This window comes from Xanthomonas axonopodis, from assembly GCF_001304695.1.
Taxonomy (GTDB): Bacteria; Pseudomonadota; Gammaproteobacteria; order Xanthomonadales; family Xanthomonadaceae; genus Xanthomonas; species Xanthomonas axonopodis.
Map to the genome: position 1 here is coordinate 1 of NZ_JFAQ01000084.1, position 5,647 is coordinate 5,647.

General features: G+C 65.8%; 6 protein-coding genes. 5 read left to right on the forward strand and 1 reads right to left on the reverse strand.

Features of this window, described 5'->3' with window-relative positions:
• Positions 1-13 precede the first annotated feature (13 nt).
• Complete coding sequence (locus tag XAXN_RS08580) at positions 14-631, reverse strand: hypothetical protein (protein ID WP_241148097.1); 618 nt, start codon at positions 629-631, stop codon at positions 14-16.
• A gap of 134 nt (positions 632-765) precedes the next feature.
• Between XAXN_RS08580 and XAXN_RS08585 the strand changes: the two genes are divergently transcribed.
• The 5 genes from XAXN_RS08585 to XAXN_RS08605 all read left to right on the forward strand — a co-directional run bounded on the left by XAXN_RS08585 (position 766) and on the right by XAXN_RS08605 (position 5,574).
• On the forward strand, positions 766-2,874 hold the full coding sequence (locus XAXN_RS08585; RefSeq protein ID WP_054319233.1) for a SpoIIE family protein phosphatase: 2,109 nt from the start codon (positions 766-768) through the stop codon (positions 2,872-2,874).
• Positions 2,871-3,302: an ATP-binding protein gene (locus XAXN_RS08590; protein ID WP_054319229.1), complete on the forward strand. Its 432-nt coding sequence runs from the start codon at positions 2,871-2,873 to the stop codon at positions 3,300-3,302. The genes XAXN_RS08585 and XAXN_RS08590 overlap by 4 nt, the downstream gene beginning before the upstream one ends.
• Positions 3,299-3,718: an STAS domain-containing protein gene (locus tag XAXN_RS08595; protein ID WP_054319230.1), complete on the forward strand. Its 420-nt coding sequence runs from the start codon at positions 3,299-3,301 to the stop codon at positions 3,716-3,718. The genes XAXN_RS08590 and XAXN_RS08595 overlap by 4 nt, the downstream gene beginning before the upstream one ends.
• A gap of 306 nt (positions 3,719-4,024) precedes the next feature.
• Positions 4,025-4,480 carry a PadR family transcriptional regulator gene (locus XAXN_RS08600; protein WP_425511796.1) on the forward strand — a complete coding sequence of 152 codons (456 nt, stop codon included), beginning with the start codon at positions 4,025-4,027 and terminating at the stop codon, positions 4,478-4,480.
• A gap of 308 nt (positions 4,481-4,788) precedes the next feature.
• The gene (locus XAXN_RS08605) at positions 4,789-5,574 is read left to right on the forward strand and encodes a siderophore-interacting protein (protein WP_054319232.1); all 786 of its coding nucleotides are present in this window, start codon (positions 4,789-4,791) and stop codon (positions 5,572-5,574) included.
• The last annotated feature ends 73 nt before the right edge of the window (positions 5,575-5,647 follow it).

Below are 5,647 nucleotides of genomic sequence, written 5' to 3' on the forward strand. Positions count from 1 at the left end.
CCCGTTGCCCTGGTCAGCTGACATTGCCAAGGTCCGCTGCTTCATCGGCTTGCACCACCATCGCTGCGAAGCACTTATCCTCGCATCTTTGGAACTTGATCAGCGTTGCCTTAGGCTTGAACTTCTCCGGGCTAAGCTCCCTGGTGTCCGGGAAACTCTTGGATTCTGAGCGCGGATAGCCGTCTTTCCAGTAGTACTTGGTCAACGCCTGCTGCGCGGTCACCGTCTTGGCTTCGATAAACGACAAGAACCGGGTCTCTTCTTCGGCACCGGTCGCCTTGAGCAGCACGCTGGCGCCGCTGAATTCCCAATGGCACACGCCGCGGCCGTAATAGTCTTCGTCCTGCATCAGATCCAGATACACGGTGCCGCGGTATTCGGTCTCGGAAATCTTCTTGAGCGCCACATTTTCCTGGCTGGTGATGCGGCCAGCAGTGCCGGTCTCCGGCTGGATCTTGCCGCATTCGGCTTCGTTGCTGACGTCGTACTGCGCCGCGGCCTGTACCAGGCCGAAAGCGCCAGGCGCCGTGTCCAGGGTGAGCGTGACCTCGTACGCCTTACACGGGCTCGGATTCAACTTGGCAAGACCGCGGCCGCCGGCCTCGGTGGCGGGGGAGTGGGTCTGGGTCATGCTGGTCTCCGGGGGGGTGACAGGCCGTGAGCAAAAGGGCCAGCAGGCCTGGGGGCAACATCTGGCGCAAGGCCGGCCTCCGTGGCATGTGGGCAGCCAATCTAGTCCGCCCGCGTTCGGTCAATCGAGACCAGGTGAGGATGAAGCTGCCAGGAAGAGTTGTGCGTGGCAGCAAAGCTGCCATCATTCAGCGCAGCTGCTGCCACCAAGAGTGCGCCATGCGCAATCGCCCGCGATCACTGCCGCAACAGACATCGGTCGCCGCGCGCATGCCCTGGCGCCGCAGCTTGCGCATGCGTGTGCTGCTGGCTGCCACCTCCGTGCTGGTGGCGTTGCTGGCAGTGCTGGGCACGGCGTTCTACCTCGACGCACGCGCCGAGCTGGTGGAGGCGGCGCGCACCGAGGTGGATGGTTTGACCGAAGAGACCGCACGCAGCCTGGCGGCCTTGCTCGATTCGGTGCAGGTGAGCGGGCGCACGCTGGCCGCCAGCAGTAGCGGCGTGGGGCTGCAACCGTTCAATCTGCGTTCGTTGCTGCTGGCCACGCTGACCGGCGACCCGGATATCGGAGCGGCGCGGCTGATCATTGCGCCACGTACGCAGAAGGCCGGCGACAGCGGGTTCGTCTGGTACGTGCACCGCAGCGGCACCCGCGTCGTGGAAAAATCCGCGCTGGAACTGGGTTACGACTATCGCGCGATGCCCTGGTATCTGCGCACCCAGCGCGAGGGCCGCGCATGGTGGTCCGAGCCCTACCTGGATGCCAATGGCGGCGGTCTGTACACCAGCTACAACCTGCCGCTGCGCCGGCCTGGCGATGCACCGGATACGGCGCCGGTCGGCATGGTGAGCGTGGACCTGCCGCTGCAGCATCTGCGCGAGATCATCGACCAGCTGCCGCGCGATATCGGCATCCAGACAATGCTGCTGTCGCCAGAGGGCATGCTGGTCTTCAGCCCCGACCCGGCACTCAATCTGCGCCACGCGCTCACGGCCTACGTGGCCCGCTCGCGCCCGGATCTGCGGCCATTGCAGCGCGCCGTGGCTGCCGGCCAGCCGATTTCGTTTTCGCATACAGCACCCGACGGCGAGCGCTTTCTGACCCATAGCGCGGCAGTGGGGCGCAGCGGCTGGACCTTCGTATTGTCGGCCTCCGAAGGCTATGTGCTGGCCGGCCTGAACTGGTTGGCGGCGTGGGTGGCGCTGGCCGCGCTGCTGGGCGCGATGGTGTGGTGGTGGTTGATGCGGCAGATCACACGCAAGTTGACGCGGCCGATCGAAGACCTGACAGACACCGCCGAGCATTTCCGTCGTGGCGAATTCGAGTACCCGTTGCAGCACATCGACCGCGACGACGAAGTGGGCGTGATGGCACGCGCCTTCGACAGCGCACGCGATGCGATCCGCCACCACATCGCCGAGATCGGCAAGATGACCGCCGCGCGCGAGCGCATGCAGAGCGAGCTGCAGATTGCCCGCGAGATCCAGCAGGCGATGCTGCCCTCCGGGCGCACCTTCGACCGCGCCAGTTCGCATCTGGAAACCTGCGCGTGGCTGGAGCCGGCCAAGGCGGTGGGCGGCGATTTCTACCACTTCGTGGAAACCGAACCGGGCCTGCTGTGGTTCGTGGTGGGCGATGTCTCCGACAAGGGCGTACCGGCAGCCTTGTTCATGGCGCGCGCGGTAAGCGTGCTGGAAATTGCCGCGCGCCGGTACACGCGCCCGGACGCGATTTTGATTGCCGCCTCCACGCGGTTGGCCGAAAACAACGAGACCTGCATGTTCGCCACCGTGCTGTGCGGCCTGATCAACATGGTCAGCGGCGACTACTGGCTGGCCAGCGCCGGGCACGAGCCGCCGTTGTTGATCGATATCGATGGCAAGGCGCGCCCGTTGCCGCTGGAAACCGGTGCGCCGCTGGGGATCGAGCCACAGGAGTCCTACCCGGTGCTGCAGGGCCGCATGAGCGCCGGCCAGACCTTGCTGGGCTATACCGATGGCGTGACCGAGGCGATGGACGAGCGCGGCGCCAGCTACGGGTTGGAGCGGCTGCTGGCGGCGCTGCACCCGCGCCGCAGCGCGGCGGCGCAGTGCAAGGCGGTGATCGCCAATATCGCCCGTTTCACCGGCACCGCCGATCCGTACGACGACATCACGCTGCTGGTGATCCGGCTGCGCCAGGAGTATGCTGGGCGGGTGGCACACGCTGGCCGGGACGCGCCCGGAAAGACAACGACTGCATGAAGCTCGATTTGGCCATCGCGCCATCGCTGGCCCAGCTGGCCGGCGCCAACGATGCGCTGGAACAGTCGCTCACGCTCGAGGGCCTGCACGCCGAGCGCATCGGCCAGGTGCGGTTGATCGTGGAAGAGCTCGGCTGCAACGTGCTGACCCACGGCCAGTGCGCCGCACAGCCGCTGCGCTTGCAGCTGCAGCTGGACGCGCAGGCGCTGGTGTTGGAAATGCACGATGCGGGCAGCGCCTTCGACCCTTGCACTGCGCCCATGCCCGAGGTGACCGGCGAGCTCGACGACCGCGCCATCGGCGGGATGGGGTTGTTTTTGGTCCATCAGTTCGCCGATCACATCGACTACCGCCGCGATGGTGCATATAACGTCGTGCGCGTCACCCTGCTGCACCCGTACGCCCTTGTCCCCGAGGCCTTGTCATGACCACGCTCACCATCCAGATCGACCCGCCGCAAGACACCCGTCAACGCGTCATTCTGACCGGGCGGTTGTCCACCCATACCTACCAGGACCTGGACGCGGCGCTGTCGCCGTTGCTGGGCACCCGCATCACCACGCTGGTGCTCGATCTGAGCGCACTGGAATACATTTCCAGCGCCGGCATCCGCTGCATCTTCAAGGCGCGCAAGGCGCTGGCCGCGCGCCAGGGCAAGGTGCTGGTGAGCAACCCGCAGCCGCAGATCCGCAAGGTCTTCGACATGGTCAAGGCGGTGCCGTTGAGCGACGTGTTCGCCTCCACCGAAGAGCTGGATGCGTACCTGGCCGCGATGCAGCGCAAGGTCATCGAACAAAGCGCGCAGAGCGATACGCCGATCGTGCCGCATTTCGCCGAAGCCTGAACGCAGCTGTCCAACGAACTGCGCTCATCGCCGGGCAGGCGCGGCAAGGCATGCAGGTGGCATGGGCCACGCATGCAGTGCGGTTGGTTCTGGCCCTCTACCGTGGCTGACGACGGCGCGCCACGTTGCCATCGCCGCTGAAGTCGCCTGCGCGCACATGTGGGGACCTGTGTGCGTTGGCGCCGGCAGCATCCTGGTTAGGCTATGACGCCCTGCCCCGCGCGTTGCCATGCCCGCACTGATTCCTTCGGCCTATCGGCCGATCTCGATGCGGCGCCTGCCCGTGGTCGTAGTGCCGGCGCGCGAATGCGCCCGCTCGAGCACGGCGATCAGCGCCTGCTGCTGGCGCTGATTGCCGAGCGCCCGCGCCATGGCTATGAGCTGATGCGGCAGATCGCCGCGCTCTTCAAAGGACTCTACACACCCAGCGCCGGTGCGATTTATCCGGCGCTGGCGCAGCTGGAAGCCGCCGGCTGGGTGCACACCGATCTGGACGCCGGCCGCAAGCGGTATCAGGTCACGGCCGCTGGCAACGACTACGTTGCACAGCAACGAGATGCGCTCGATGCCGCACTGGCCCGCACCCATCGGCGCGCGCGCGAGTTGATCAAGTCGCAAACGCCGGCCCCGATTCGCGAGGCGATTCATCGCATCAAACACGGCCTGTTCGCACGCCATGGGCAATGGAGCGAGACAGAAACAGCACGGATTGCTGCATTACTCAACGCCGCCGCCGACGGCATGGAGCGCGACGACGACTGAGCCGGTGTCGTGCGGTGACGTTTGGGGCCGGCCTGACAGCGATCTGCGAGCCGCGCAGGTCGATCCAACGACGGCGCTGCCTTCGATTCCAGGCAATGCCACTGCACGCAGCTTCGCAGGTTCCCTCATCTGCCCCTACGGGGCACGTCTCGCGCAGAGAGAGGGCAACGCCACTGCGCTGGGTGACAGCGCATCACCGTGGCAGGTCGCCACTCACCACGTCATTGACTGATCACGCATTGATTTCGTAACGGTCCATCTTCTCCCGCACCGCCGCGCATCCCTGCGGCACTCCAGGAATTGCACCCATGGCTGCATACACCAATACCCAACTCCGTCGCGACCCACGCCTGCGCTCCGTGCAGGTGCTGCGTTGCGAAGCGATCACCCCGCACATGCGCCGTATCGTGTTCGGCGGCGGCGAACTGGCCGGTTTCCAGAGCGAGGCGCCAGACGATCACGTCAAGCTGTTCTTTCCCAATGCCGACGGCGCCTTCGTGCTGCCGACCATGACGCCGGAAGGCCCGCGCTACGAAGAAGGCGCGCTGGCTTCGCCGGCACGCGACTACACGCCACGCGATTTCGATCCGCAAAGCGTTGAGTTGAGCATCGACTTCGTGTTGCACGGTGACGGCGTGGCATCCAGGTGGGCCGCGCACGCACAGCCCGGCGACCCACTGAAGCTCGGCGGCCCGCGCGGCTCGTTCCTGGTTGCCGACGACTACGACCACTACGTGCTGATTGGCGACGAAACCGCGCTGCCGGCGATCGGCCGCTGGCTCGAAGCGATGCCCGCCGACATGCACGCGCAGGTGTTCATCGAGATCGCCGACGCCGCCGAGCGGCAGGAACTGCTCAGCGCAGCGGAGGTGAGGGTGAACTGGCTGGAGCGCAATGGCTTCGATGCCGCCAGCAGCACCCTGCTGGAAGACAGCCTGCGCGACTACGAACCAGAGGACGGCGATACGTTCTACTGGATCGGCGCCGAGTCGATGCGCGCGCGTGCCATGCGCAAGTTCCTCGAAGACCACCTGGGGGTGGACAAGGAGTGGGTGCGCGCGAAAGGCTACTGGAAGGCGCGCGGCGAGGAATGAGTGCCCTGCGTGTACGCAACGCACGCCGGCTCTCGATGCTTCACTAAGATCCGCTAACAAAACCCTTGAATTC